Raw genomic sequence first — 25,887 nt, 5'->3', positions numbered from 1 at the left:
CGATGTGCTAACAAGTGGACGTGAGCACCGACACCCCGATCATCGAGACCTCGTCGTTCCCGCTGTCCGTCGCCGGTGACGAGATCACCGCCGCCCAGCTGCACGGCATCCTCCGCCTGCGCGTGGACGTGTTCGTCGTCGAGCAGGACTGCGCCTATCACGAGATCGACGGACGCGACCTCCTGCCCGGCACGCGGCACCTCTGGATCGGCGGTTCCGTCGCCGTCGACTCGTACCTGCGGGTGTTGCAGGACGCCGGCGGCACCTTCCGCATCGGCCGGGTGTGCACGGCCGTCCGCTCACGCGGCAAGGGGCTCGCGGGACGGCTGATGGAGACGGCGCTGGCGGGGATCGGGGACGCGCCGTGCGTCCTCGACGCGCAGACGTACGCGACGAAGTTCTACGCCAAGTACGGCTTCGTGGTCGAGGGCGAGGAGTTCATGGAAGACGGGATCCCGCACCTCACGATGTGGCGCCGGGAGGCGCCGCGGCCGTGATCACCCCGACCGCGCGGTCCACGTCGGCCTCGGTGAGGTCGGCCCGCGCGGTCAGGCGCAGGCGGGAGATGCCGTCGGGCACGGACGGCGGCCGGAAGCAGCCGACGCGCACGCCCTGATCGGCGCAGGCGGCAGCCCACGCGACGGCCGCCTCCGGCGACGGAGCCTGCACCGAGATCACCGCGGCGTCCGGGAGACTGACCCGGAAACCCGCCGATTTCAACTGCATCGCGAGGTTTCCCGCGGCTTCGGTCACCTTGGCGGCCAGCTCCGGCTCGGCCTTCAGCGCGGTGAGGGCGGCCAGCGCGGCGGCGGCACTCGCGGGCGCGAGGCCGGTGTCGAAGATGAAACTGCGCGCGGTGTCCACGAGATGCTTGATCACGCGACGCGGCCCGAGCACCGCTCCGCCTTGCGCCCCAAGGGATTTCGACAGGGTGATCGTGGTGACGACGTCCGGCGCGCCGGAGAGCCCCGCCGCGTGGACGGCGCCGCGGCCGCCTTCGCCGAGGACACCGAAGCCGTGCGCGTCGTCGACGAGCAGCGACGCACCGTGCTCCCGGCAGACACCGGCGAGCTGTTCCAAGGGGGCGATGTCGCCGTCGACGGAGAACACGGAATCGGTGACGACGAGCGCACGCGGTTTGCGGCGGGTCGCCAGCGCGTGCTTGAAGGCGTTCGGGTCGCTGTGCGCGACGGCGGCGATGTCCGACCGGGACAGGCGGCAACCCTCGATCAGCGAGGCGTGGATGTACTTGTCCGTGACGATCGCGGAATCCGCGCCGGACAGGGCCGTGACGGCGCCGAGGTTCGCGGTGAAACCGGACGAGAAGACCAGCGCGGCCTGTGTGCCGCAGAAGCGGGCGAGTTCGTGCTCGAGTTCGGCGTGGACCTCGGTGGTGCCGGTGACGAGCCGGGAACCGGTCGCCCCGGCGCCCCAGCGCAACGCGGCCGCGGCCGCCGCGCCGGCGACGCGCTTGTCCCTGGCGAGGCCGAGGTAGTCGTTTCCGGCGAGATCCAGCTCCGGTTCCTGCGCCTGCCGGATGCGCAGCTTGCGCACCAGCCCGGCCTCGGCCCGCTTCTCCGCTTCCACGTCGAGCCAGTCGAAGACCTGGTCGGGCGGGAGGTTCTGGGAGGCGGGGCCGGGAGAAGTCACGTCCCGCAGTCTCCCATCCGCGTCCCGCAAACCCGTCAGACGGGTGCCGGAACGCGGAACTCGCGTGAATGAAGACGGGACTCGCGTGCTTGGGGACGTAACTCGAGAGTTACGCCTTCAAGCACGCGAGTCCCGCTCAGGAACACGCGAGTTACGACTCAGCTGTCGTAGCTGCGACGCGGGCGACCGCCCGGACGCTGCGGACGGCCGTTGCCGCCACCGGACTCGCCACGACGCGGGCGGCCGCGGAAGCCGCCGGGACGGCCGCCTTCGCGGTGACCGTGACCCTCGCGCGAACCCTGGTAGCCGCGGTCGCCGCCACCGTAGCCGCGGCCACCGCCACGACGCGGGGACTCACGACGGCGCTCGACGACCGGCTCGCCGCTGGGCTGCTGCGCACCGGTGATCCGAGCCAGCTCGGCGTCGCCCGGGCGGACCGTGGTCTGCTCGGCGCGGACGCCTGCGCGGTCGGTCATCCGGCGCACCATGCGGCGCTGGTCGTGGGTGACCAGCGTGACCACGACACCGGACGCCCCGGCGCGCGCGGTGCGGCCGGCGCGGTGCAGGTAGTCCTTGTGGTCGGCGGCCGGGTCGACGTGCAGCACCAGCGAGATGTCGTCGACGTGGATACCGCGCGCGGCGACGTCCGTGGCGACGAGGACGGGCGCGTAGCCCTCCTTGAAGTCCGCGAGGACGCGGTTGCGCTGGCCCTGGGTCTTGCCGCCGTGCAGGGCCGCCGCGTGGACGCCCTTCTCGCGCAGGCGCTCGGTCAGGCGGTCCACGTGGTGCTTGGTGCGGACGAACATGATCGTGCGGCCCTCACGGGCGCCGATCTCGGTGATGATGTCCTGCTTGTCCTGGTGCGACACCTGGAACACGTGGTGGTCCATGGTGGTGACGCTCGCGGTCGACGGGGCGACCGAGTGCGTGACCGGGTCGGTCAGGTACGCGCGGACCAGCCTGTCGACGTCGCCGTCGAGGGTGGCCGAGAACAGCAGGCGCTGGCCGCGGGCCGGGGTCAGGTCGAGGATCTCGCGGACCTGCGGCATGAAGCCCATGTCGGCCATCTGGTCGGCCTCGTCGAGCGCGACGAAGTTGACGTCGGACAGCGACGCGGTGCCCTGGCGGACGTGGTCCGACAGCCGGCCGGGGGTGGCGATCAGCAGGTCGACGCCGCGGGAAAGCGCGTCGGCCTGGCGGGTGAAGGCCATCCCGCCGACGGCGGTGCGGCACCACAGGCCGAGGGACTTGGCCAGCGGGGTCAGCGAGTCGGCGACCTGCATGGCCAGCTCGCGGGTCGGGACCAGGATCAGCGCGCGGGGGTGCTTCGGCCGGGCACGGCCGCCGTTGAGCCGGGTCAGCATCGCGAGGCCGAAGGCCAGGGTCTTGCCGGAACCGGTCTGGGCGCGGCCGAGCACGTCGCGCCCGGCGAGCGCGTCGGGGATGGTCGCCGACTGGATCGGGAAGGGGGTGGTGATACCGGCGTCGGCCAGAGCGCGCAGCAGCGGCTCGGGGAGGCCGAGTTCCGCCCAGGTCTTCGCCTTGACCGTCTCGACGGCGTCTTCGCGCAGCATCGCGTCACCCGCGGGGCGGGTGCGCGGCTTGCGGTGCTGACGCGCCGACGGTGAGACGTGGCCGGAGTTGAACGTGACTGTCACAAATGCCTCTCGGACGTGGCACGTCGCAAGGAGGCCCGGGCTGCCCGCACGCAGGCAGGGCAAGATGGTGTGCACAGATGGGCGTTCACAGGGACGAACCCGGCACACCGCGTCTGCGTGACACCGCGCGCCAATGGATTGATACGGATACCGCGAGCCATTCGGTTGGCTTTGGAGGCGACGGACACCAACTCATCCACGCCGCCGGTTGCGGTCTGTCACTACTGTACCGGACCGTTATCCGGCCTCCCAACTGGAGGGACCGATTGTGGGCAGGGTCTCCACGGCGGGGTCTTTCCCGGCGTGATCGTGCCGGGAAAGACCCCTTCGAGACACTGTGGACGGTCAGCGAAGACCTGCGATCTCTCGCAGCTCCTCGATCAGCTCCGGCACCGCCGTGAGCCGCTCCGGCAACCCGCGCGAGTGGAACCACGTCGCGATGTTCCGCACGTCACGCGCGAGGAACTCCAGCCCGCCGGGATTGGCCACGATGTCGACCACCTGGGGGAGGTCGATCACCATGATCCGTTCGCGGTGCACGAGCAGGTTGTACGCCGAGAGGTCACCGTGCGCGAGCCCCTGCGACGCCAGCAATTCCAGCATCGCCGAGGTCTGGAACCACAGTTCCCGCAACTGATCGGGCTCCGGCCGGACCTGTGCCAGCCGCGGGGCGGCGGTCTCGCCCTCGCCGAGGAATTCCAGCAGCAGTTCGGTGCCGTCGCGCTGCACCGGGTACGGCACGGGCGCACCGACAGACCAGAGCCTGCTCAGTGCGCCGAACTCGGCCACGGCCCACTGTTCGGCGATGAGGTTGCGGCCGAAGCTGCTGCGCGACTCCATCGCCCGCATCTCCCGTGAACGCCGCATCCGCCTGCCTTCGAGGTAGCCGGCGTCGCGATGGAACAGCCGGTGCTCGCCGCTGCGGTAGCGCTTGGCGGCGAGCACGGTGCCGTCGGTGCCGGGCAGGTTGCGCCGGACGAGGTGGACGTCCGCCTCCTTGCCGGTTTTGAGGATGCCGAGCTCGGTGTCGACCGCCGCCAGTTCGGTGATCACCCAGTCCGGGCGCGGCAACGGTCCTTGCTCCGCTTCCCCCACGTGCTCCAGCGGTCGGCGCCGTCGGGGATGGCGGTCTCGGTGTAGGCGTCCTCCCGCAACCGGGCGAGGCGGACACGTTCGGCTTCGGTGAGCCGTCCGCCTCGGGTGGGTTCGGGTTCGTCGTCGAAACGGGCACGACGGGTGCGGCGAGGACGTTGTTCGTAAGACTCTTCGAGGTCGTGCTTGCGCACTGGTGGGTTCTCCTAGATCAGGGATGCCCCACCGGGCGAGCGTCGTGGCTCCGCGCTCAGCCGCGAGGGGCGAGTGGATGGGGGCGGCCAAGGCCCCGGACAGTCATCAGCACGAGGCACCTCCCTGTCGCATCCACCGGCTCCCTGCCGGATCGCGGACGATCATCCCGGACCCCCGCGGCGTGCGCAACCGATTTAATTCCCGGGGTCCGTGAAGCCATGTCCGTCACGCGTGACCAGCCGGACGACACTCGTGTCCAGATGGACGGCACACGTGATTGGAGGGACGGCACACGGACGCGCCCGCCGGATCACGCGTGTCGTCCATCCAGTCACGCGTGCCGTCCGTCGGATCACGCGTGCCGTCCGATCGGTCACGCGATCCACCGAGCCGGGCTAGGCCGACCGCAGCCCCGCCAGCTCGCTCCGCGACCGCACCTTCAGCTTCCGCAGCACGCTCGCGACGTGCTGTTCCACCGTGCGCCGGGACAGGAACAGCACCTCGGCGATCTCCCGGTTGGTGTGCCCGGCGGCCAGCAGGCGGGCGACGTCGCGCTCGCGTGGGGAAAGTTCGTCGCCGTAACCCCGGCGCCCGCGCCGCGAGGGGGCGACGGCGCCGGTGGACCGGAAGGCATGGCGGCAGCGCGCGGCGTCCCGCGTGGCGCCGAGGTGGTCGAAGGTCTCCGCGAGCGCCGCGAACGTCTCGGCGACGTCTTCGTTGCGGGCGAGACGGCAGCGCGCGGCCCGTTCGGCGACCAGCGCCGCGTGATAGGGCGCGGGGAGTGCCTCGAACCGGGTCCGTGCCTGGTCGAAGGCCTCGATCGCCTCGGTGTGGTCGCCTCGGGACGCCGCGATGAGACCGCGGTTCGCGGCAAGCGCGGCCCGGGTCGACGGTGCGTCGAGGTCGCCGACCTCGCGTTCGAACTCGTCGGTCAGTGCCTGCGCCTCCGCGTCCCGTCCCGTGGCGCAATACGCGTCGACGGCGGCCATGAGCAGGTCGGCGCCCCAGGCCCAGACACCCTTGGCGCGCAAGAGTTCCAGCCCCTGCTCGGCCTGGGTGACGGCGGCCTCGCCGAGGTCCTGCGCGAGCAGCATGCCCGCCATCCCGGCGTGCGCGGCGATCGCGACCGGGGTGAACGCGTTCTCGGGCTGATCCGCCGCGGTTCCGGCGAACCGGGCCGCGGCCTCGTCCCATTCGCCGCGGGCGGCGGCGAGCAGGCCGAGCACCAGGCACAGTTCGCTGGTCACCGGCAGGAGGTCGCGGTACTCGTCGATCAGCGCGCAGGCCCGTTCGGCGAGGCCGTCCCAGTTCCCGGTGAGCCAGTCGGTGTGGACGGCCGTCGCGCGGGCGGTGCTGACGACGTAGGGCGCCCCGCAGTCGGCGGCCAGCTGCATCCCGCTGTGCAGCAGGCTCCTTGCCCGCCGGTGGTGACCGGTCCAGGCGCACGCGTCGGCGCTGTTGCAGTGCAGCCGCGCCAGATGCCGTTGTTCGTCGGGGGAACCGACGGTGGTGGGCGCCCGGTCCAGCATGTCCCAGCCGCGCGGGTCCCCGATATGCAGCCGTGACGCCGCGTTGTTGGCCAGCAGGATGATCTTCAGCCGCCGGTCCGTGGCGCTTTCGATGAGCTCGTCCACCCGGTCCATCCAGCGCCGGTGCTCCCGCAGCGGGGTCGCGCCGACCCAGGGCTGGGCGAGGACGCCCATCCCGCGGCCCGCCAGGTCGGGCCGGTCGGCGAGGTCGTTGACGGCGATCTCGATCTCGGTCCTCGCCGCCTCCAAGCCGCCCGCCTGGCGCACCAGCAGGAGCCCGAGCCCCAGCCGGACCTCGCCGCTCAGCCGTCCGGACAGCCTGCCGTCGGTGAGCAGCCGCTCCAGCGCCGGGACGACTTCGGTCTGCGCGAGCCCGTTGCACGCCACCGAACTGAACTTGACCGCCAGTCTGTCCACATCGGACGGTTGGAGACCCGGTTCGTCGAGCAGGGTGCGGAGCAGATCCGTCGCGGTGGCGAGGTCGCCGACCGTCGACGCCTGATCCGCGGCCGCTTCACCGTATTTCAGGGCACCGGCCCGGTCGCCCGCCTTCCGGCAGTGTTCGGCCAGCCGCACCAGGGATTGCGGGAGGCGGTCGCGCAGCAGCCGTGCGGCCCGCCGGTGCAGTTCCTGGCGATCGGGACCTGGGATGGTGCGGTACGCGGCTTGCCGGGCGAACGCGTGCCGGAAGCCGTACCTGCCTTCGCCGGATTCCACGAGGACGTTGCGTTCGAGCGCGAGCACGAGCGCGCGGCGGGCGCGTTCGGGGTGAGCGCGGCCACGGCGGCCAGCAGGTCCGAAGTGGACGGTGTGCCGAGGACGGCGGCGGCGTCGGTGATCCGCCGGGAGACGGGCGGCAGTGCCATGAGCCGTTCGACCGTCGCTTCCCGCAGCAGCGCCGGGACTTCGACCGTGTCGAGCAGCCGCCGCGCGGTCGCGCCGTCGGCGTGCACCGCGCCTTCGACGCCTCCGATCGCGTGCACGATCTCCTCGACCACGAACGGGATCCCCGCGGTCCGCTCGTGCAGCCGCGCGGCGAATTCGGCGGAGACGTTCGCTTCGCCGAGCAGGGCCGAAACCTGTGCCTGGACGCCGTCGCGGTCCAGTGGCCGGAGCGTGACGAGCGTGTGCGCGGTGCCGGGCGTCGGCCGGTAGGCACTGCCGAGCGGGATCCCGCCCGGGGTCTCTTCGCGCCGGTACGTGACCAGGAGCGTCAGGCCGGCGGGCGGTTCGGTCATCAGGAACCGGAGCAGACGGCGGGAACCGTCGTCCGCCCAGTGGAGGTCTTCGATGAGCAGGACATGCGGGCCCAGCGAGCCGAGCAGTTCCCGGACGGCGCGGAAGAGCTGGTGGCGTCCGGCCCTCGGATCGCCGGGCCGTGGTGGCGGCTGCGGCAGGAATGCCGCCAGTTCGGGCAAGTAGGGCGCGAGGACGCCGGTCACCGGGTTGAGCTCACGCGCCGGGCGGACGTCCTTCAGCGCGTCGAAGACGACGCCGTACGGAAAAGGCTCGCGCAGCGGCTGGCAGGCCGCGGTGAGGACCGGCCGTCCGGCCAGTTCGGCGCAGGCCAGCAGTTCGGTGGCGAGCCGGGTCTTGCCCACGCCCGCTTCCCCTTCGAGCATGAGCACCGACGGCGAGCGCATCGCGCCGTCGAGGAGCGCGCGTAGTTCCGCCTCACGGCCGACGAGTATGGGCGAACTCGTCCTGCGTCGGCAGCCACCGATCACCATGCCGGGTCACCCCCGCTTCACGAACCACACCGTTCGAGTGAACGCAGCTTAAGCGCGGGTTCGATGATCACGGAACCCGCTCGGACGGTCACCAGACTTTCGTAGGGACGGTGGATTTCGCCATTAGATACGTAGTCCTACGGACCGTTGCCTCGCTTGTTCGCGCAGGTCCCGCCACCCGAAAGTGATTCATGCGTGACTGCACGTCACGGCGTCGGCCCGGAATCCCGCCGGCGCGAACCACCTGTTCGAGTGAACGGAGCTCAGGAAATGCGTGGAGAACTTCGACGTCACCGGATCGCGGGTGCGGTGCTCGCCGGGGCCTGTGCGGCGGCCACCGTGGCCTTCGCCGGACCGGCCGCGGCCGCCGAGGGGCAGATCCGCGGCGCCGGTGTGCCGGGAGCCGTCACGGACGGGTACATCGTCTCGCTCAAGAGCGGCGACGCCGGCCTCGCGGCGAAGTACGGCGGCCAGGTGAAGGCGACCTACAGCGCCGCGCTGAACGGTTTCTCGGCGAAGATGACCGAGGCGCAGGCGAAACGGCTCGCGGCCGACCCGAACGTCGACTTCGTCCAGCAGGACGCGGTCGCGCATCTGCTCGGCACGCAGACCAACCCGACCTGGGGTCTGGACCGGATCGACCAGAAGAACCTGCCGCTGGACAAGAAGTACACCTACCCGAACACCGGTTCCGGTGCGACGGTCTACGTCCTCGACACCGGTGTCGACTACCGCCAGTCCGAATTCGGCGGCCGCGCGACCAGCGGGTACGACTTCATCGACAACGACAGCGACGCCCGCGACTGCCAGGGACACGGCACGCACGTCGCCGGCACGGTCGGCAGCGCCACCTACGGTGTGGCCAAGGGCGCCAAGATCGTCTCGGTCCGCGTGCTGAACTGCCAGGGCAGCGGCCAGTACTCGCAGATCATCTCCGGGATCGACTGGGTCGTGAAGAACGCCAAGGGCCCGTCGGTGCTCACCATGAGCCTCGGTGGCCCGGCCGACTCCGGGGTGGATTCCGCCGTGCGCCGCGCGGTCGCGGCGGGCATCACGAACACGGTGGCCTCCGGGAATTCCAACACGGACGCCTGCTCCACCAGCCCGGCCCGCGTGCGTGAGGCCATCACCGTCAACGCCACCCAGAGCGACGACCGCCGGTCCTCGTTCTCGAACTACGGCAGCTGCACCGACATCTTCGCGCCGGGCACCAGCATCACCTCCCTGCGCAATGGTGGCGGCACGCAGCAGATGAGCGGTACCTCGATGGCGACGCCGCATGTCGCCGGCGCGGCCGCGATCTACCTGACCTCGAACCCGTCGGCCACCCCGGCCGCCGTCGCCTCCGGTCTCGCCAACGCCGCCACCAGCGGCGTCGTCAAGAGCCCGGGCACCGGTTCGACCAACAAGCTGCTGAACGTGGCGGGTCTCTGATGCGGCGCGGCGTGCGGGCCGGCGTGGTGGCCGTCGCGGCCACCGCGCTGGCCGCGCTCGCCGCGGGCAACGCCCTCGCCGCGGAGGCGGAAGGCGTTGTCGTGCAGGCGAAGCAGCACTACGGCGATCAGTACATCGTGGAGCTCCACGAGGTCGGCACCATGGCGGTCGAGCAGTCTTCGGCCGCGCTGACCGGCCGCTACGGCGGCGAGGTCCGGTCGGCGTACAAGAACGTGCTCCGCGGGTTCTCGGTCAAGGGCATGTCCGAGCGGCAGGCCCGGCGGCTCGCGGCCGACCCGGCGGTCAAGGCGGTCTACCAGGACGGCACCGCGCGTGCCGTCGGCACGCAGACCAACCCCACGTGGGGTCTCGACCGCGTCGACCAGAAGAACCTGCCACTGGACAAGAGCTACACCTATGGCAACACGGGCGAGGGCGTCACCGCGTACGACCTCGACACCGGGATCAACCCGGAGAACCCGGAGTACGAGGGGCGCGCGTCGGTCGGCAAGGACTTCTTCGGCGGCAACGGGAAGGACTGCAACGGGCACGGCAGCCACACCGCGGGCACCATCGGCAGCAAGACCTACGGCGTGGCGAAGAAGGTCAAGCTCGTCGGGCTGAAGGTGCTGGGCAACGACTGTTCGGGCAACGGGCCGGACTCCGGCATCATCGACGCGGCCGAGTGGATCACCGCGAACGGCACCAAACCGGCGGTGGCGAACCTGAGCCTCCGGATGGATCAGGCCGGGGTCGGCGACGACGTCATCAAGAAGTCCATCGCGGCGGGCTTCGTCTACGTGGTGGCGGCGGGCAACGAGAACCAGAACGCCTGCAACGTCAGCCCCGCCCGCGTTCCCGAGGCGATCACGGTCGGCGCCTCGGACCAGAGCGACAACAAGTCCTCGTTCTCCAACCACAGTTCGTGCGTGGACATCTTCGCCCCTGGCAGCAACATCACGTCGCTGTCCACGTCCAACGGTGGTTCGGCGAACATGAGCGGGACGTCGATGGCCACGCCGCACGTAGTGGGCGCGGCGGCGATGTACCTGGCGGCGAACACCGGTGCCACCCCGCAGCAGACGCGGGACGCGCTGGTGAACAACGCCTCCGACGGCGTGCTCAAGGGACTGCCGTCCGGCACGGTCAACAAGCTGCTGAACGTGTCGTTCATCGGCGGCGGTGGCCCCACCCCGACGTGCGGGGTGAAATCGAATACGACACCGGTGTCCATTCCGGACGCGGGTGACGCGGTGACCAGTTCGGTGACGCAGGACGGCTGCGACGGCAAGGCGTCGGCGACGCTGCCGGTCAAGGTCGACATCGCGCACACCTACACCGGTGACCTGGCGATAGACCTGATCGGGCCGAGCGGTGCGGTGTTCGGCCTCAAGCAGGCGGGAGGGATCGGCGAGGCGAGCGGCGTGCACACGTCGTACACGGTGAACGCCTCGTCCGAACCGGCGAACGGGACCTGGAAACTGCGGGTCCGTGACGTCTACCGGTTCGACAGCGGGACGATCGAAGGCTTCTCCATCACCTTCTGAGTCCTTGCGAACGGCGGTGCGCCGTGGTCACGATGACCGCGGCGCACTGTCGTTTTCGCTGGGAGGTCTTGCGTGGAGTCCTACGATGCCGTGATCGTCGGTGGCGGGCACAACGGCCTGGTGGCGGCCGCCTACCTGGCCAGGGCCGGCCGGTCGGTGCTGGTGCTGGAACGGCGCGACGAGGTCGGCGGGGCGGCGGTCTCCTTCCGGGCGTTCCCCGGCGTCGACGTCCGGCTGTCGCGGTACTCGTACCTGGTGAGCCTGCTGCCGCGCAAGATCATCGCGGAGCTGGGGCTCGGCCTCGATCTCCGGCGGCGGCGGATGTCGTCGTACACCCCCGTCGGCGATGGCGGTCTCCTTGTCGACACGGGTGACGAGAGCCGTACCGCGTCGTCGTTCTCCGCGCTCACCGGGTCCACAAAGGACTTCGAGGCGTGGCGACGGTTCTACGCGATGACGTCGCAGGTCGCGAAACGGACCTTCCCCACCCTGACCCAGCCGCTGGTCTCCAGGGAGGAGCTGCGTTCGGGTATCGAGCCGGCGGCGTGGGACGCGCTGTTCGAACGGCCGATCTCGGAAACGCTGACCGGGATGTTCGGCGACGACACCGTCCGCGGCGTCGTCCTGACCGACGCGCTGATCGGCACCTTCGCCGGGGAAGGCGACTTCCGGCAGAACCTTTGCCTGCTCTACCACGTGATCGGCAACGAGACCGGCGACTGGGACGTGCCGGTGGGCGGGATGGGCGCGGTGACAGGGGCGCTCGCGTCGGCCGCGTCTTCCGCCGGGGCGAAACTGATCACCGGCGCCGAGGTGTTGTCGATCGACCCAGGTGGCTCAGTGCGCTATCGGCTCGGCGACGACGAATTCGCCGTGCGCGGCGGGCACGTGCTGTCGAACGTCGCGCCGCGGACGCTGGCACGGTTGCTGGGGGAGGAGCCGCCGGAGGCGCCGGAAGGCGCGCAGCTCAAGGTGAACATGGTGCTGTCGCGGTTGCCGAAGCTGCGCGATCCGGGTGTCGATCCGCGTGAGGCGTTCGGCGGGACGTTCCACGTCAACGAGGGTTACGGGCAACTGGCGACGGCCTACGCCGAGGCCGCCGCGGGCCGGATCCCGTCGCTGCCGCCGTGCGAGATCTACTGCCATTCGCTGACCGATCCGTCGATCCTCGGCCCCACCGAGCGGGCGGCCGGGGTGCAGACGCTGACGTTGTTCGGGCTGCACATGCCCGCGCGGCTGTTCGAGGGCCGCAACGACGCCGCACGGGACGAGGCTTTGCGAGCGACCTTGTCCTCTTTGGACAGTGTGCTCGCCGAGCCGATCGAGGATTGTGTGCTGCGCGCGCCGGACGGCCGGTTGTGCGTCGAGGCGAAGACGCCGCTGGATCTCGAAGCCGAACTGGGGCTGCCCGCGGGACACATCTTCCATCGAGATCTTTCGTGGCCTTATGCCGCGGACGACACCCAGGTGGGTCTTTGGGGCGTCGAGACCACGCACGAACGGGTGCTGCTCTGCGGCGCCGGGGCCGTCCGGGGCGGTGGTGTCTCCGGCATCCCTGGGCACAACGCCGCGATGGCCGTGCTGGCCCGATCCTGAAAGTCCGTGAAGGCCTCCTTGAGGGACCCAGAGTCCCTCAAGGAGGCCTTCACGGACTTGTCTGCTTACTGGACGGTGAGGGTGTAGACGGCGGTGGCGGTCTTGCCTGCCGAGTCCGTCGCGGTGACGGTCACCGGGTACGTGCCCCGCTGGAAGGGCGCGACCACCTGCATGGTCGAACTGCCGCCGCTCGAGATCGTCCGCGGGTTGAAGAACGGGGCGAACGGCAGCCCTTGCCCGGACGCCGACAGCGTGATCGTGCCTGTGCCGCCGGTGGCGGAAACCGTGACGTTGCTGAAGAAACCGGGTTGCGAAGTCCCGCTGGTGGGGCTCAGGCCCACCTTGAGGTCACCGGGCTGCGGTCCACCTTCGCCGACGGTCAGCGTGAGGTTCGTGGTCGCGGTGTCGGTGGTGCCCTTGCCCGAGATCGTGACCGCGTAGTCCTTTTCGGCCGTCCCGGCGGGTACCTCGATACTCACCTTCGCCGACTCGCCCGAGGTGATGGACGAGGGCTGGAACGTGGCCGTCGCGCCTTCAGGAAGCCCCGAAGCACTGAGATCGACCTTCTCCGCGCCGTTCTTGCCCGGCTTGCTGGTCACCGTGGCCGAAACGTACTTGCCCGGCTCGACCTTCAGCGCGGACGGCGTCACGCCCAGGGAGAACTTCTCCGGGTTCTGCGGCTCGCCGATCTGCTGCTTGACCCAGTCGCCCATGTCGTTGTTCAGCCGGCCGTAAACGCTGTACCACTTGAAGTCGCTGCGGCTCCACGACGCGACGCCGACGACCGTCCCGTCCACGATGAGCGGCCCGCCGCTGTCGCCGGGCAGGATCGTGACGTGGCCGTCGCTGTACCCGCTGCAGATCATCGTGGCTTCTTTGAAGCCGGCGCCGACACCACTGCAGTTGCTGCCCGGCACGATCGGCAGGGTGAACTTGTGCAGTTCGACGTTGCGGGTGTCGTCGTTGTGGTCCTTCTTGCCGTAGCCGAGCCCGAGCCCGGACTTGCCCGGCTTGTGCAGCTCCGTGTCGGCCGACGTCGCGACCTTCGCGTACTGCCCGCCGGGCACCGGGATGTCGGCGTCCGTGGTGACCACCGCGACGTCGTAGCCCTGGTCGAAGTTGACGTACTTCGGGTGCTTCTCGTAGCTGACGACGCCTATCCGCGTCCCGCCACCGGCGTTGAGATCGTCCAGCCCGTAGAGGAAGGACTTCTCGCCCGCCGCGTCCTTGCAGTGCGCGGCGATCAGGATCTTGCGCGGCGCGACGACCGATCCGGTGCAGGTCTGGCCCTGCGGGCGAGTTCCGCCTTCGCGCAGGCCGGCGATGATGAACGGGTAGTCCCGGACCGAGGCGGGGGTGCCGCCGATGGAGTTCGTGTGCAGTCCACCGGGGACGACCGCTTGATCCGTCGGGGTGACGGCGGGCAGGTTCGCGGCGGCCGCCGGAGCGGGCAGGAGGACCGAGAGGCAGCCGAGGGTGGCGGTGGCGATCCCCAGTAGCCGTTGTCTTCTGTTCACGGTGGTTCCTTTCCAGGTGGCTGGAAATCACTTTCCGCATCCGCGCCTGGTGGAACAACCGAGGAAGAAGCCCGTATGGGTACGGAACTAATGCACTCCGTCCCCGGTGAGCAGCTCGATACTGTGGTCACCGGTGCGTTCGACGTCGAGGCCCGCCTTCGACAGCACGCGCATCAGCTGCTCCACAGTGGACGGTTCGCTGCGGGACTTCACCAGTTCCGCGGCCAGCCGTCCCTTGTACGCCTTGTTGAAGTGACTCACCGTGGTGCGGTTGCCCTTCGCGTCCTCGGTCACGACACGTACGGTCACCGCGTCCGGGCGGAGCTTCGCCAGCGCCGAGTAGGTACCGGAACGCAGGTCGACCACGAGTCCGTCGATGCCCTGGAGCACCGGTTCGAGGACCGGCTTCCACACGCTGCGGACGGTCCCGAGCGACGGCAGCGCGTTGCCGCCGGAAAGGCGGTACGCCGGGATCGGGTCGGTCGCCGCGACCACCCCGAACAGCGCCGAAGCCACGGCAAGGCGCTTCTCGGCCTTCGCCAGCGTCGCCTTGGTGAAGGACTTCACGTCGAGCGCGTCGTAGAGGACCCCGGTGTAGCGGCGCAGCGCGGGCATCGTGGGCGACGTCCACAGCTCGGCGTTGCGGGCGACCTCGTCGGCCTGCCGTGGCGTGATGCCGAGCGCGGCGACACTGGCCGGAACGTCACCCGCCAGTTCGGCCAGCGCGTCGGCCAGCTTCGCGCGGGCCGGGTTCAGTTCCGGGAACGACAGCGCGCCGAGGTCCAGCGGCGCGCCGGTGCCGCCGGCGGCCTTGGTTTCGGAAGGGGGGAGCAGCACGAGCACCACGGAAGCGTAACTAAATGGAGTGCGTCACCCCGAGGCGCGGGCTTAGCCTCGTCCGCATGAGCCTGACCTGGCGCCCGCTGACCCTGGACGACATGCCGCGACTGGCCGAGACCTTCGCCGAGGCGGAGCGTGCCGAGCCGATCGAGGAGCACTACAGCGCGGAGGATCTCGCCGAAGAGATCGGTACGCCCACCGTCCACCTGCCGACGGCGTCCACCAGCGCCTGGGACGGCGACAAGCTGGTCGCCTACGGCCTGCTCCGCAAGCGTGACGCGGCGGACCGGGTGCACATGATGCGGGCGGAGACGCTCGTCCACCCCGCGTACCGCGACGACGCGATCGCCGCGCGCCTCACGAGCTGGTTCGAAGAGGCGGGCAAGAAGCTCCACGCGACGTCCCATCCGGGCGTACCGCTGGAACTGCACGCCGGGGTCAACACCAAGCAGCGCTGGCTCACCGACGTGCTCGTGGGCGCCGGGTACGAGCACGCCCGGTGGTTCGTCGACATGCGTGCCGACCTCGCCTCGATCCCGTCGGCGAAACCGCTGCCCGAAGAGTTCCCGCTGGTCGCGTACGAGGAGAAGTACGAGGCCTTCACGCTGCGGTCCCGCAACGAGACCTTCGCGGATCACTGGGGGAGCACCGAGCAGTCCCCGGAGGCCTGGCGTCATCTGGTGGTCGGCGGGAAGGACTTCCAGCCGGACCTGTCGTTCCTGCTCCTGAGCCCGGAGCGGGACAGGGTGGTCGCGATGGTGCTGAGCGCGTTCTTCGCCTCCGACGAGGCCGCTACGGGCGTGAAGGATCTGTACGTCAGCCACGTCGCGACCGACGCGAGCCTTCGCGGGCGCGGCATCGCGGGAGCGCTGCTCGGGCACACGCTCGTCCAGGCGAAGGCCAAGGGTTTCCAGCGGGCTTCGCTCAACGTCGACCAGGACAACACGCACCGCGCTCTCGGGGTTTACGAGCGTGTCGGGTTCAGCGAGTTCCAGCGCTGGGCCGGATACGTGAAACCTGTTCCGACCTGACCGGTTGTCACCTGAAAGGGTGGATTTCGGTACAGTCGATCTTCTCGGAGAGATCGCTGGGGGTGGTAGGGCGTTGCCGGTTTCCGCACGCCTCGGCTGGCACGACCTTCCATTGGCGACGCGTGACGCCGTCGAGCGCGAGCTCGGGTCGATGGTCCGCCGTTCGTTGTGGCAGACCCCGGAATTCGACGGCGGTGTCTCGGCGCGGCTCGAACTCGAACGCGATCATCGCTGGGTCTTCCTGAAGGCGATCCCGGCGAGCAGCCCGCGCGCGGGCGGCTACCGGACGGAGGCCGCCATCGCGCGGCGGCTTCCCCCGGAGGCGCCCACACCGAAGCTGCTGTCCTTTGTGGACGGTGAATGGCTGGTGCTCGCGTTCGCCGACTTCGACGGCACCAGGCCGAACCTGCGCCCGGGATCGCCGGACCTCTCCGCGGTGCTGGCCACCTTCGGCGCGCTCGGGCGCACGCTCACCCCGTGCCCGCTGCCCGACGTGCCGGACGCGCTCGACGATCTCGGCCCGCTCCTGCGCGGCTGGCACGAACTCGCGAAGGAACGCCCCGGCGACCTCGACGCATGGGCCGTCCGCAATCTCGACCGGCTCGTCCAGCTGGAGACGTCGTGGCATCCCTGGTCGGCCGGAGACACGTTGCTGCACAACGACATCCAGCCCGAGTACCTGGTGCGGACCGGGCCGGGCAGGGTGCTCGTCACCAACTGGCGCTACCCGGCGAGGGGTGCGGGCTGGCTCGACCTGGTCGCGCTCGTCCCGTACCTGCTCGACGCCGGGCACGAGCCCGCCGACGTCGACCGGCTGCTCCGGCGTCGCCCCGTGCTGACCGGTGTCCCGGTCTGGGCGGTCACCGCGTTCGGTGTCGCACTGGCCGGGCACACCGAACGAGCGTGCCGCTTACCGGAACCGCCCGCGACGACGGGGGTCCGGGCCGCGCAGCGCCGTCTCGCCGGCGCCATGCGGGAGTGGCTCGCTTACCGGACCCACTGGCAGTAGTGGGCGAAGTGGCGTGGTCGCCAGCTGGGCTGAAGGGAGCTTTCGCCGCGTGCGATGCGGCGATAGGCCCCTTCGCGTCTTGTCGGTGGCGCTCTACACGACGCGAAAGCCACTTTCGCAACGCCTCCGGCAGGGCAGCCAAGGCACGTGGCAGCAGCCGGGCTCGTGAGTGGCGAGGACGGTTCTAACCGTCCCTGCCACTCACGAGGTTCAGCGGTTCCTCCCCGGCGGCGTACCGGCGCAATTGCTCGGCGACCAGCCGCTTCGCGCGCGGGTAGAACGACGCCGAACCGCCCGCGATATGCGGCGTGATGAGCACGCCCGGCGCGGTCCACAGCGGATGCCCGGCGGGCAACGGTTCCGGGTCGACGACGTCGAGCGCGGCGCGCAACCGCCCGGAGACGGTCTCGGACGTGAGCGCCCCGGTGTCGATCGCCGAGCCCCGCCCGACGTTCACCACCAGGGCGCCGTCCGGCAGCGCGGCGAGCTCCGCGGCGCCGAACAGGCCCATGGTCGCGGGCGTCTCGGGCAGGATCAGGACCACGATGTCGGCGGACGGCAGCAGCTCCGCTAGTTCGCTGACGCCGTGCACCCGCTCCGCGGGCCGGGCCGTGCTCGCCACCCTGGTCACGATCGCCTCGGCCGCGACCAGCTGCCGCTCGATGGCCTGGCCGATCGAGCCGTGGCCGACCAGCAGCACCCGGCTGTCGGCCAGGGAGCGCGTGTGCTCGCGCTCCCACGACGCCGTCGCCTGCTGCGCGAACCAGCGCGGCAGATCCCGCTGCGAAGCATGGATCAGCGCCAGCGCGTGCTCGGCCACGCTGAGGTCGTGCAGGCCGCGGCCGTTGGCCAGCTTCACTTCCGCCGGCACCAGCGGGATCAGCTTCTCCACCCCGGCCGACAACGACTGCACGAGCTTCAGCGAAGGTAGCCGGTCGATCAGCTTCATCGGCTCGGTACCGGTGTCGTACGGCAGCACGTAGACCTCGACGTCGTCGAGGCCCGCGTCCGGCAGCGGGCCCACGCCGTCGTAGAGCCTCGCGCTCAGCCCTTCGGGCAGCTCGATGTCGGACCAGGGCAGGATGGCTCGCTCCGTCATGCCGCCATTCTGACCATCAGGACCGGCGTCAGCCCTCGTGGGTCGCGACGCAGAATTCGTTGCCGACGGGATCGGCCAGCACCGCCCAGGCGAAGCCCGGCATCTCGTGCTCGTCCAGCTTCTTCGCGCCCAGTCCGATCAGACGTTCCACCTCCTTCTCGATGTCGTCGGTCCCGAAGTCCACGTGGACCCGGTTCTTGCCCACCCGCTCCTCCGGCACGCGCTGGAAGGCGAACACCGGCCCGTTCTCCTTCTTGGCATGCAGGATCAGGAACTCGCCGCCGTGGTCCTGATCCACCTCGACCCCGAGCGCCTTCGTCCAGAACGCCGCGAGCTCGCGCGGATCCGCGCAGTCGATCGTGATCATGCCCAGTTCGATACCCATGGCGGCACGCTAGCGGCGCCCACCGACAAAACCGGGCGCCCGCGATAACCGGTTGAACCGGCCCGGGGCGGGGTGACTACGCTGCGCAGAACGTCTAAGCACGTAATTCCAGCGAGGAGCCCAGAAGTGATCACCAGGATGTCGTCGTTGTTCCTTCGCACCTTGCGTGAGGATCCGGCGGACGCCGAGGTACCGAGCCACCGGCTCCTGGTACGCGCCGGCTACGTCCGCCGGGTGGCCCCGGGTGGCTACTCCTGGCTGCCGCTGGGCCTGCGGGTGCTGCGCCGGATCGAGAACGTCGTCCGTGACGAGATGAACGCGATCGGCGCGCAGGAGATCCAGTTCCCCGCGCTGCTGCCGAAGGAGCCTTACGAGGCCACCGGCCGTTGGACCGAGTACGGCGACGCCCTGTTCCGCCTCAAGGACCGCAAGGGTGCCGACTACCTCCTCGGCCCGACGCACGAAGAGCTCTTCGCGCTCACCGTGAAGGGTGAATACAGCTCGTACAAGGACTACCCGGTCGTCCTGTACCAAATCCAGACGAAGTACCGCGACGAGGCGCGCCCCCGCGCCGGCATCCTGCGCGGCCGCGAGTTCGTCATGAAGGACTCCTACTCCTTCGACCTCGACGACGAGGGCCTGAGCAAGTCGTACGAGCTGCACCGCCAGGCCTACACCAAGCTGTTCGACCGTCTCGGCATCGAGTACGTCGTCGTGAAGGCGACCTCCGGCGCGATGGGCGGCTCGGCTTCCGAGGAGTTCCTCGCCGTCGCCGAGACCGGTGAGGACACCTACGTCCGCAGCACCGAATCGGGTTACGCGGCCAACGTCGAAGCGGTCACCACGCCCGCTCCCGAGGCGAAGCCGATCGAGGGCCTCCCCGAGGCGAAGGTCCACCACACGCCGGACACCCCGACCATCGAGTCCCTGGTCACGTTCTTGAACAACGCGGACCTCGGCCGCACCTTCACCGCCGCGGACACGCTCAAGAACGTCCTGGTGAAGACCCGTCAGCCGGGCGCGAAGGAATGGGAGCTGCTGGCCATCGGCCTCCCCGGCGACCGCGAGGTCGACCCGAAGCGTCTCGAAGCGTCGCTCGAGCCCGCCGAGTTCGAGCTGCTCGAAGAGGCCGACTTCGCGAAGAACCCCTTCCTCGTCAAGGGCTACATCGGCCCGAAGGCGCTGAAGGACAACGGCGTCCGCTACCTGCTCGACCCGCGCGTCGTCGACGGCACCGCCTGGGTCACCGGCGCCGACGAGCGCGACCACCACGTCGTCGACCTGGTCGCGGGCCGCGACTTCACCGGCGACGGCACGATCGAGGCCGCCGAGGTCCGCGAGGGCGACGCGTCGCCCGACGGCAAGGGCACCCTGGTCGCCGCGCGCGGTATCGAGATCGGGCACATCTTCCAGCTGGGCCGCAAGTACGCGGACGCGTTCGAACTCGACGCGCTGGGCCCGGACTCCAAGCCCATCCGCATCACCATGGGTTCGTACGGTGTCGGCGTCTCGCGGCTGGTCGGCGTGCTCGCCGAGCAGAACCACGACGACCTCGGCATCGTCTGGCCGCGTGAGGTCTCGCCGTTCGACGTGCACGTCGTCATCGCGGGCAAGGACGAGACGGTCGCCGCGGGCGCGGAGAAGCTCGCCGCCGAACTGGACGCCGCGGGTATCGAGGTCGTCCTCGACGACCGCAAGGCCACCCCGGGCGTGAAGTTCGCGGACGCCGAACTCGTCGGCGTGCCGACGATCCTCGTCGTCGGGCGCGGCCTGGCGAACGGTGTCGTCGAGGTCAAGGACCGCCGCACCGGCGACCGCGAGGAGATCGCCGTGGACGCGGTCGTGGAGCACCTGGTCAAGCTCGTCCGTTCGTAATGTTCGGCAAGAAGCGCAAGGATTCCCCGGGCTACGAGGACAACGCGGCGCTGGACGGGTTCGGGGGCTATCAGCCCTCGGACTCGTCCGGCTACACGCCCGCTCCCGAGACCCCCGCGCCTGAGCCAGAGCCGGAGAAGCCCGCGAAGCAGCCGATGTCGCGGAGCGGGCGAAGGGCCATGTACGGCTTCTTCGCGACGCTCGGCGTCATCACGGTCGCCGCGCTCGCGAACAACAGTGACCGGTCTTCGGAGACCAGCGCGCCGACACCTCGGGCGCCGATCGTCTACACGCCTTCACCCCGGGTCGTCGCGCCGCCGGTGACCGACGGCTGGCAGTCGGTGGCGGGGAAGGACGGCGTCTACGCCTACGACGTCCCGCCGAACTGGACGCCGAAACCCGGCACGATCCACGGCTGGGAGAAGGGCACCCAGGTCCCGGGCATCACCATGGTCGCCAGCGCCTTCGTCGGGGAAGGCTACTGCCCGCAGGAGAAGCGAAGCAGGATCGGCGGCAGCGGCGTGGCCAACATCAAGCTCGCCGATCACGCCGCCGCGGCGAAGAAGGCGGTCGACGCTCTCACCGTCAGCGCCTACAACCCCGAAGACGGCCCGCTGACGGCCAAGGTCACCGCGGAACCGCCCCAAACGACCGAGTTCACCCTCGGCACCGGCAAGAAGGTCCCCGCGAGCATCGTCCTCGCGGAGGTCATCACCCCGCCGGGGGCCTGTGGCGCCCACCGCGCCTTGGTCGGCGTGATCGCGCCCCAGCTGGGTGAAGCCTCGGCGGCCCTGGCCGTCTATTCGGGCCAGGACGCACCGGGCGGAGCGGATCGCGAGCTGATCCTGAAGATCCTCAAGACCTACCGGGGCGTTCCGGAGGCCGACCGCAAGACCATCACGCCGCCGCCTTCGACGTTGCGCTGAGGCTTCTTGCCCGACCGTGCGAGCTTCGCCAGCCGCAGCAGCCCGGTGTTCGGCAGGTAGGCCCGGCCGAGCGCGATCCCGATCCGCGGCAGATCAGCCTCGTCGCGGAACGCGAGGTACAGCGGCACGTGGCGCGGCTGGAATTTCGCCTTGAACGCGTGCAGCGAACGGAAGCCGTAGAACGGTTCCATCATCGTGCCGAGCGCGTCGAGCACCCGCTCGACGGCGTGCGCGGGTTCGCCGGAGCTTGCCAGCGGAGCGCCGGACAGCGAGACGAACTTCGCGCCCTCTTCGCGGAAAGCCAGGCAGGACGACGCGATCAGGAACTCCATCGCCGGACGGAACCCGTCGGCGCGTTTGCGCATGACGTCGAGCGTCCAGCCGCCGATCGCGCCCGCGCCGGTGTACACCGGCAGCCACGACGTCACGCCGTGGACCACACCGTCGGCGTCCACCGCGAGCCCCACCCGGGTCTCGGGATCCATCGCCTCGTCGACCCCGCCGAGGGTGAAGCCCATTTCCGGCATGCCCTTGTCGCCGATCCACTCCTCGGAGATCGCGCGGACCTGCGAGATCACCGCGCGCGGCTGGTCGGCGAGCCGGACGAGCCGGAACTCGACGCCGTCCTTCTTGGCGCGGTTGAGCGCGGTCCGCACGTCCTGCCAGCGCTTGCCGCGGAATTCCAGCGTTTCCAGTTCGATCAGGGTGTCCTCGGCGACCTGGACCTGTTTCCAGCCGAGCTCCTCGGTTTTGGCGGTGGTGTCGCCGGTGGCGGAGAACAGGCACGGCACGAGACCGGTGTTCTCGCACATCGTGATGAACTCGGCGATCGTCCGGTCGGCGGCGCCGTCCGGGGCGATCGGATCGCCGAGGGCGATGGCCACCCCGGCGTGGCGCCGGTAGGCGAGGTAGGACTTACCGTCCGCGGCCACGAAGTACGAGTTCTGCGGCCAGGTCGTCATCCACGAAAGTGTGCTTCCGCCGTGACGGCTGAGCAGCGTGCGGGCCAGCGCGGGGTTGCCCATCCGGCCGAGACGGCGGCACTTCCGCCGTGACGGCACGCGGAAAGCGCCGCGCGAGGAGACCAGCAGCGCGAATTCGACCGTCCACAGCAGGTTGTCCACGAAGAACAGCGGCGGATCCACCATGCCGGCGTCCTCGCCGAAGATCTCCGCGAGGGTGAGCACCCCGCCGTAGACCATCACCTGCAGGATGACGAACGAGGTCAGGATCATCGCGCACCACCAGGCGACCTGGCTGCCCTTGCGCAGGCCGTTCATGATCGGCACCACGATCAGGCACAGGACGACGACTTCCCAGGTGGACAGCGAAAGCTCTTCGGACGAACCGAAGGGGCCGTTGCCCGGCACGAAGGACATCACCAGTTCGGCGACCGTCAGCACCAGCAGACCGGCCATCACGTAGAACCGCCACTCGCGCAGGCTCGGCCGCCGTTCGCGCGAGGATTCCTTGGCACCGACGAACTTCCGTCCGAACGGCAGCGCGAGGACGAGGGCGAAGAAGTGCACGAGGTCGGCGAGCGTGCCGACGAAGATGATCGCGACCCCGGCGTAGACGCACAGCCCGGCGCGCAAGCGCAGGCGCCACGGCGGGCGCAGGGTGGCGCTGGCGACCGCGACCGCGGCGAGCGCGCCGCCGGAGAACCCGACGTCGAGGCTGCCCGCGACGCGTTCCGCCCATTCCCAGCCGGAATTGCGGCTCAAAGCCAGGAACTGGACCGCGACCAGCACGCTGACGAACTGGCCGCCGATGGCGACGGCCATCGCGCGGCGGGTGCCGAGCCGCCATTCCGCGAACCCGGCGAACAACGCGAAGCTGAGCACCATCGGCAGGTAGTACAGCGGGACGACCGCGAACAGCGGTCCGGTGAACAAGGTCCACCACCGGCCTGCTTCGAGCGACGGCAGCCCATACGCGATGTACGGATACACCGCGCGGTCCTCGGCGGCCGACCAGAGCGCGCCCGTGGCCAAGGCGAGCGCGAGCATGGTCACCGTGACGAGGGTGGTGAAAGGCAGCCGGTGCCTCAGCACCGTGGCGATCTTGTGCGTCCGGCCCGGCGCGGCCGTCCCGCTTCCCCCTTTTGGCATGGAACTCAAATTAAGGGCGGGAGGGGCCCGGACACATCCGGCACGGGACCCATATTTCCCTTAGGGGAGTGCTACTCGCGACGGATGCTCTCACCCATCTTGAGGACGATGCCGCTGGCTATCGCACCGGGGATCCCCTGGTCCGCCAGTACCAGAAGGACGTGGTAGCGGCCGGAGCCGGGCAGCGCGCGCAGCGGGAGGGCGATCGCCGTGATCGCGACCGAGGGCGCCGGGCACGGCCCGTCCGGGGCGGGGACGACGGTGGTGGTCACGGCGGTGGCGGTGGTCCCGCCGTCCAGGACGGGCACCGGCCCCGCCTTGCCGATCTCCGCCTTCGGAGCGTGTCCGTACGCCGCTTCGGCCCAGCGGATCGTCGTCTCCTCGGCCGCCTGGGCGAGGTCGCCGACCTCGCCCTCGTCGATGGTGGTGAACCCCGCCATCGCGCGTGCCGACAGATCGGAGCCCGGGCAGAAGGCACGCCGGTACCGCGCGACGCCTTGCAGCGTGACGAGATCCCCCGCCGGTGTCTCGTAGCCGATGGCGACGTCGGGCTCTTCGAGTTTCCAGTCCGGTGGTGCGTCGTAGACGAGCGGGTGATCGTCGGACAGCACCGGTTGCCAGCCCGCGATCACGGGTTCGATCCGGGTGGCGGGCACCGGGTCGGGCAGGACGAGGTCGTGGGCGGACGGCGGCGGGGGCGCGGTCTTGGCCTGATAGGTGGCCGTCGTGCCGACGGCGATGACGAGGACCAGCCCGAGGATCCCCAGTGTCGGCCGGAGACGCAGGCGGCGGCGCGGCGGAACGGTGTCCCGGACGACCGGGAGCGGGCTCGTCTGTTCGGCTTCGGTTTCGGTTTCGAGCGGTCGCCCGGTGAGCGGATCGACGAACCACTGCCGAGGTTCGTCGATGTGCCCACCGGGGCCGGTCATTGCTGAGGCCTCAGACTCGCCAGGATCTTCTGTGCTTCCGATTCGGGCAGCGCGTCGGGGGTGCCCTGGTCCATGGCCATGACGAAGCAGATGGTCTGGTCGCCGGATTTGAACGCGGCCGAGGTGACCTTCACGCTCGGGGCGCGGCATTCCTCGGATTCGGCCGGGGTGAACGTCCCGGTCGAGCTGACCGCCTGGATCGAGCCGCCCGCGATCGGCACCTGGGTGATGGCGGGCATCGGGACGTCGGGTTTGCCGGTGGCGGCCTGGATCCAGAGCCGGACGGCGCCCCTGGCGGCGTTCTCGACCGGGATCTGGTCCGCGGTGGCGAAGCCGACGACACCGCGGTTCGAGCCTCGGGCCTCCGGGCAGGCGCCGAGTTTGTACGTCGACGCCTCGTGGATGACCATCTTGTATTCGCCCTCGTTGTAGCCGACGATCTGGCCCGGCTCGGTCTCCCAGCCCGACGCGGGCAGGTCGTAGGCGGTTTTGTCCTTGACCGACAGGATCCCCTGCCAGCCGGGCGTCGTCGAGGGCACTTTGTTGTCTTTCGGTGCTCCGCTGCTCGAAGACGGCGGTTTCGTCGCCGAAGACGACGGCGGCGGCGCGGGCGCGGAGGAAGATTGCGGCGCCGCCTGGGGCTGCGGTTCTTCGCCGTCACGGAGGACGAAGAAGAGCGTGGCGCCGACGGCGATGACCAGCACGAGCGCCCCGAGGCCGATCCACAGGCCCTTCTTGCCGCCCTTCGGCGGCTCCGGCGCGAAACCCTGGTAGGTCTGCTGCGGGAACTGCTGGAACCCCTGCTGCTGGTAACCCTGGTACTGCTGCTGGGGATCCTGCTGGTATCCCTGCTGCGGTGGGTACTGCTGATAGGGCTGCTGCGGTTGCTGCTCCGGCCAGCCGTTGCCGCCGCCTGGGTATGCCATGAACCGAGCTTAGTTGGCGCCTCCGAGCACGGCCGCACGTACCGCTACCAGGTCGGACAGGTCGCCGAGCACGGTATGCGCGCCCGCGTCGGCCAGTTCCTCCGCGCTGAACTGCCCGGTCGCCACGGCGACCGCGACGGCGCCGTTGTCGAGCGCGGCACGCACGTCGTCCGGGGTGTCGCCGATGACGACGACCGACTCGGGCGCGAACTCGGTGCCGTGTTTCGCCGAAGCGTGGCCGACGGCGGCGGGCACCAGATCGGGCCGGTGCGCCGAGAGCGAGCCGTAGCCGCCGATCTCGAAGTCCACGTGTTCGTGCAGATCGAACGCGGTGAGCTTGTGCACCGAGATCTCCGGCAGGTTCCCGGTGACCAGTGTCTGGACGACGCCGCCGTGCGTGGCGAAGGCGTTCAGCGCGTCCTTGGCGCCTGGGAGGGCCCGGCCGCTCGAAGACAGGGTCGGGGCGTGGCTTTCGGAGACCGCGATCAGCGCGAGCCAGAGCTTGCGCACGTTCTCTTCGGTGGGCTCGACGCCGTGCGAGGTCAGGATGTCCGCGCTGATGGCGCGTTCGGTGCGGCCGCCGAAATTCGGCAAGGCCCGCAGTTCGACGCCGGCGACCTCGGCGAGCGCGGTCGTGTACCAGGCGGCCCCCACGCCGCGCAGGTCCACGAGGGTCTGGTCGATGTCCCACAGCACGAGCCGATGCGGAGTAGTCACGCGATCGACGGTACCGGTGAGCTTATTCAACGTCTGTTGACTTCTGCGCGGCCGAGGCCTACCTTGGCAGCTAATTCAACAAGTGACGAAT

20 protein-coding genes and 1 pseudogene are annotated in these 25,887 nt (G+C 70.1%); 8 read left to right on the top strand and 13 right to left on the bottom strand.

Translation table 11 applies throughout. The features are described from left to right. Positions 1-14 precede the first annotated feature (14 nt). Positions 15-497 (top strand): GNAT family N-acetyltransferase, encoded by a 483-nt coding sequence (locus tag MJQ72_RS28555; RefSeq protein WP_240594186.1) that lies wholly within the window; start codon positions 15-17, stop codon positions 495-497. Here MJQ72_RS28555 and MJQ72_RS28550 read toward each other — a convergent pair. The 5 genes and pseudogenes from MJQ72_RS28550 to MJQ72_RS28530 form a co-directional block, all read right to left on the bottom strand. Continuing rightward, a complete protein-coding gene (locus tag MJQ72_RS28550; protein ID WP_240594185.1) occupies positions 463-1,650 on the bottom strand; it encodes an 8-amino-7-oxononanoate synthase in 1,188 nt (395 codons plus the stop codon). The two genes, MJQ72_RS28555 and MJQ72_RS28550, sit on opposite strands and share 35 nt — an antisense overlap. Positions 1,651-1,808: 158 nt before the next feature. Beyond that, complete coding sequence (locus tag MJQ72_RS28545) at positions 1,809-3,308, bottom strand: DEAD/DEAH box helicase (protein ID WP_240594184.1); 1,500 nt, start codon at positions 3,306-3,308, stop codon at positions 1,809-1,811. Between the two features lie 345 nt (positions 3,309-3,653). After that, positions 3,654-4,594, bottom strand: a pseudogene (locus MJQ72_RS28540) (serine protein kinase RIO). A 396-nt stretch (positions 4,595-4,990) separates the two neighbouring features. Next, entirely contained in the window at positions 4,991-5,584 is a 594-nt protein-coding gene (locus MJQ72_RS28535) for a helix-turn-helix transcriptional regulator (protein WP_240601440.1), read from the bottom strand. Between the two features lie 1,064 nt (positions 5,585-6,648). Next, complete coding sequence (locus tag MJQ72_RS28530) at positions 6,649-7,854, bottom strand: AAA family ATPase (RefSeq protein ID WP_240594183.1); 1,206 nt, start codon at positions 7,852-7,854, stop codon at positions 6,649-6,651. A gap of 270 nt (positions 7,855-8,124) precedes the next feature. Between MJQ72_RS28530 and MJQ72_RS28525 the strand changes: the two genes are divergently transcribed. From MJQ72_RS28525 to MJQ72_RS28515, 3 genes are all read left to right on the top strand, one after another. Next, positions 8,125-9,288, top strand: coding sequence for a S8 family peptidase (locus MJQ72_RS28525; protein ID WP_240594182.1), 1,164 nt, complete (start codon positions 8,125-8,127; stop codon positions 9,286-9,288). After that, positions 9,288-10,835: a S8 family serine peptidase gene (locus tag MJQ72_RS28520; RefSeq protein WP_240594181.1), complete on the top strand. Its 1,548-nt coding sequence runs from the start codon at positions 9,288-9,290 to the stop codon at positions 10,833-10,835. Before MJQ72_RS28525 ends, MJQ72_RS28520 begins: the two co-directional genes overlap by 1 nt. 72 nt (positions 10,836-10,907) lie before the next feature. Next, a complete protein-coding gene (locus MJQ72_RS28515; RefSeq protein WP_240594180.1) occupies positions 10,908-12,431 on the top strand; it encodes an NAD(P)/FAD-dependent oxidoreductase in 1,524 nt (507 codons plus the stop codon). 65 nt (positions 12,432-12,496) lie between these two features. Here the strand turns inward: MJQ72_RS28515 and MJQ72_RS28510 are convergent, their stop codons facing one another. Next, on the bottom strand, positions 12,497-13,948 hold the full coding sequence (locus MJQ72_RS28510) for a trypsin-like serine protease (protein WP_240594179.1): 1,452 nt from the start codon (positions 13,946-13,948) through the stop codon (positions 12,497-12,499). An 87-nt stretch (positions 13,949-14,035) separates the two neighbouring features. Further along, complete coding sequence (yaaA, locus tag MJQ72_RS28505) at positions 14,036-14,791, bottom strand: peroxide stress protein YaaA (protein ID WP_240594178.1); 756 nt, start codon at positions 14,789-14,791, stop codon at positions 14,036-14,038. 59 nt (positions 14,792-14,850) lie between these two features. Between yaaA and MJQ72_RS28500 the strand changes: the two genes are divergently transcribed. Then, positions 14,851-15,819: a GNAT family N-acetyltransferase gene (locus MJQ72_RS28500; protein WP_240594177.1), complete on the top strand. Its 969-nt coding sequence runs from the start codon at positions 14,851-14,853 to the stop codon at positions 15,817-15,819. Positions 15,820-15,892: 73 nt separating this feature from the next. Continuing rightward, positions 15,893-16,828, top strand: a complete 936-nt coding sequence (locus MJQ72_RS28495; protein WP_240594176.1) for an aminoglycoside phosphotransferase — start codon at positions 15,893-15,895, stop codon at positions 16,826-16,828. 184 nt (positions 16,829-17,012) lie between these two features. On the opposite strand, the gene MJQ72_RS28490 is transcribed toward MJQ72_RS28495, so the two are convergent. Both MJQ72_RS28490 and MJQ72_RS28485 read right to left on the bottom strand, forming a co-directional pair. Next, entirely contained in the window at positions 17,013-17,927 is a 915-nt protein-coding gene (locus MJQ72_RS28490; protein WP_240594175.1) for a 2-hydroxyacid dehydrogenase, read from the bottom strand. Positions 17,928-17,955: 28 nt separating this feature from the next. Continuing rightward, complete coding sequence (locus tag MJQ72_RS28485; RefSeq protein WP_240594174.1) at positions 17,956-18,312, bottom strand: VOC family protein; 357 nt, start codon at positions 18,310-18,312, stop codon at positions 17,956-17,958. A gap of 126 nt (positions 18,313-18,438) precedes the next feature. On the opposite strand from MJQ72_RS28485, the gene MJQ72_RS28480 reads away from it, so the two are divergent. Together MJQ72_RS28480 and MJQ72_RS28475 are read left to right on the top strand one after the other, a co-directional pair. Continuing rightward, positions 18,439-20,187 carry a proline--tRNA ligase gene (locus tag MJQ72_RS28480; protein WP_240594173.1) on the top strand — a complete coding sequence of 583 codons (1,749 nt, stop codon included), beginning with the start codon at positions 18,439-18,441 and terminating at the stop codon, positions 20,185-20,187. Beyond that, positions 20,187-21,113: a hypothetical protein gene (locus MJQ72_RS28475; RefSeq protein WP_240594172.1), complete on the top strand. Its 927-nt coding sequence runs from the start codon at positions 20,187-20,189 to the stop codon at positions 21,111-21,113. The genes MJQ72_RS28480 and MJQ72_RS28475 overlap by 1 nt, the downstream gene beginning before the upstream one ends. Here MJQ72_RS28475 and MJQ72_RS28470 read toward each other — a convergent pair. From MJQ72_RS28470 to MJQ72_RS28455, 4 genes are all read right to left on the bottom strand, one after another. After that, positions 21,050-23,224 (bottom strand): bifunctional lysylphosphatidylglycerol flippase/synthetase MprF, encoded by a 2,175-nt coding sequence (locus tag MJQ72_RS28470; RefSeq protein WP_240594171.1) that lies wholly within the window; start codon positions 23,222-23,224, stop codon positions 21,050-21,052. The two genes, MJQ72_RS28475 and MJQ72_RS28470, sit on opposite strands and share 64 nt — an antisense overlap. A 71-nt stretch (positions 23,225-23,295) precedes the next feature. Beyond that, a complete protein-coding gene (locus MJQ72_RS28465) occupies positions 23,296-24,153 on the bottom strand; it encodes a hypothetical protein (RefSeq protein WP_240594170.1) in 858 nt (285 codons plus the stop codon). Further along, a complete protein-coding gene (locus tag MJQ72_RS28460; RefSeq protein ID WP_240594169.1) occupies positions 24,150-25,079 on the bottom strand; it encodes a hypothetical protein in 930 nt (309 codons plus the stop codon). Before MJQ72_RS28460 ends, MJQ72_RS28465 begins: the two co-directional genes overlap by 4 nt. Before the next feature lie 9 nt (positions 25,080-25,088). Further along, a complete protein-coding gene (locus MJQ72_RS28455; RefSeq protein ID WP_240601439.1) occupies positions 25,089-25,775 on the bottom strand; it encodes an HAD hydrolase-like protein in 687 nt (228 codons plus the stop codon). Positions 25,776-25,887 lie beyond the last annotated feature (112 nt).

The sequence above is a fragment of the Amycolatopsis sp. EV170708-02-1 genome, assembly GCF_022479115.1.
GTDB lineage: Bacteria > Actinomycetota > Actinomycetes > Mycobacteriales > Pseudonocardiaceae > Amycolatopsis.
The sequence above is the reverse complement of the archived record's forward strand: the minus strand, read 5'-3'. Positions and strand labels throughout refer to the sequence as shown.

Excerpts from the sequence above, each read along its gene's own strand:
- MJQ72_RS28520 (WP_240594181.1), top strand. The coding sequence starts at position 9,288 with ATGCGGCGCGGCGTGCGGGCCGGCGTGGTGGCCGTCGCGGCCACCGCG.
- MJQ72_RS28475 (WP_240594172.1), top strand. The coding sequence starts at position 20,187 with ATGTTCGGCAAGAAGCGCAAGGATTCCCCGGGCTACGAGGACAACGCG.
- MJQ72_RS28470 (WP_240594171.1), bottom strand. The coding sequence starts at position 23,224 with ATGCCAAAAGGGGGAAGCGGGACGGCCGCGCCGGGCCGGACGCACAAG.
- MJQ72_RS28460 (WP_240594169.1), bottom strand. The coding sequence starts at position 25,079 with ATGGCATACCCAGGCGGCGGCAACGGCTGGCCGGAGCAGCAACCGCAG.
- MJQ72_RS28485 (WP_240594174.1), bottom strand. The coding sequence starts at position 18,312 with ATGGGTATCGAACTGGGCATGATCACGATCGACTGCGCGGATCCGCGC.
- MJQ72_RS28465 (WP_240594170.1), bottom strand. The coding sequence starts at position 24,153 with ATGACCGGCCCCGGTGGGCACATCGACGAACCTCGGCAGTGGTTCGTC.
- MJQ72_RS28530 (WP_240594183.1), bottom strand. The coding sequence starts at position 7,854 with ATGGTGATCGGTGGCTGCCGACGCAGGACGAGTTCGCCCATACTCGTC.
- MJQ72_RS28500 (WP_240594177.1), top strand. The coding sequence starts at position 14,851 with ATGAGCCTGACCTGGCGCCCGCTGACCCTGGACGACATGCCGCGACTG.
- MJQ72_RS28535 (WP_240601440.1), bottom strand. The coding sequence starts at position 5,584 with ATGGCCGCCGTCGACGCGTATTGCGCCACGGGACGGGACGCGGAGGCG.
- MJQ72_RS28490 (WP_240594175.1), bottom strand. The coding sequence starts at position 17,927 with ATGACGGAGCGAGCCATCCTGCCCTGGTCCGACATCGAGCTGCCCGAA.
- MJQ72_RS28525 (WP_240594182.1), top strand. The coding sequence starts at position 8,125 with ATGCGTGGAGAACTTCGACGTCACCGGATCGCGGGTGCGGTGCTCGCC.